This window comes from Streptomyces desertarenae, from assembly GCF_042681365.1.
Lineage (GTDB): Bacteria > Actinomycetota > Actinomycetes > Streptomycetales > Streptomycetaceae > Streptomyces > Streptomyces desertarenae.
On the sequence record NZ_JBHUFU010000041.1, the window covers coordinates 1 to 1,374 of the forward strand.

The following is a 1,374-nucleotide window of genomic DNA, read 5'->3' on the forward strand; positions in this document are numbered from 1 at the left end:
ACGCGTGATCAGTAGAAACAAGGGTGTTTTTGCCAATTATATACAAATGTTGCATCTGCAGGACCCGTTGGACATGGCCCAGAACAAAAAGGCAGCAAACCCCATTGCAATCACAAGAGATGAGGCGACAGTCGAATAAATGGTGAGGATTTTGTAAGTTTCTTCAGATTCCAGCTTGACCCCCTCTATTTTCTGTCTTTCTAATTTTGATTCCTCTTGGTACTTCCTCCTGTTGTAGGTCCCATTCCGAATTGTCTCCATGCAATGGTCATCACATTTGTGGTATAGCTCGAAACATCCTCTCCCATCTTCCACTGCATTGGAACCCAACGCCCTCTTCACTTTATTATATAGATTGTTTACATTAGCGTCATGTTCATCGAGTGTTTTCTGGTTTTCAAGCAGAACTAGCAATTCTGCATTATATGCCCATATATCTTGGATTTGATCATCAACCTTATCATTGATCATGTTAAGCCTAGTTTCTACCTCACTGAATTCATGATCAATGATTTCATACTGCTTGTTCATTTTGTCGACTATATTATTCACTTTGGATGTTATTTTATCGACTGCCTTTTGGGTTGAATCTCTATCTGCTGCCATACCAACCCCTTGGTCATTTGAATGCTGGAATCCATACCAACCAGCAACCAGTCCTGACCAACCTCCTTCTATAAATCCTGCTATGGCCCCGAATAGTCCTCTGCTAGATCTAGAAGGCACATTCCTCAGACCAACTGCAAGTTTGAGACTCTTTACACCAATGTACTTTGAGCAGTTTCCAAATGCATACTTACTTACATTTTGGAAGGGCAATGTTGTGTTTAAGCCACCTTTCTCTGTTTGACACTGCACTGTGCAGCTACCCATTTTTAAGCCTGTCTTTAGGATTCTTCCGTGGCTCTCTCCTGAAAGGATGTGTCCATACCATGGAGCTATTAGATTCCCATCAGATTTTATCCGCAGTGTTTGGCCCGGTTTCAATACCGACCAATAATAATTAATTCTTCCCATCAAACCGTTGACAAGAGGCCTTGGTCCTATCAATGGTTTAAAGACCCTATTCATTTCCTCTGTTGCCACACTCGTTGTTGTGTCGGTTCTGGTGTACAGATTTGTCTGCGCAGTATCGGTGGGTGGATGATTTATACCCCACATGAAAAGAATGTTCTTTCCTTGATTATTTGTGTATTGAGCATCTTGGGTAGGGTAAGCATTGTTCTTTTGAGTCAACCATCTCATGCTTCTGTAGAATGAATCCGAGCATGCTTTGCTTGTCCCACTGTAAGACACATTCCAGATTGTGTCTGGAAAGATCTGGATCCTTTGATAAGACCTAGAAGAACTAAAAAGTGATCTTAGCTCTTCTAG

General features: G+C 41.6%; 1 protein-coding gene. It reads right to left on the minus strand.

Annotation, left to right across the window (positions count from 1 at the left end; genetic code table 11):
* Nucleotides 1-36: 36 nt before the first annotated feature.
* Nucleotides 37-1,374, minus strand: a 1,338-nt coding sequence (locus tag ACFSJS_RS27865; RefSeq protein WP_380905275.1) for a hemagglutinin, incomplete at its 5' end; no start/stop codon positions are given.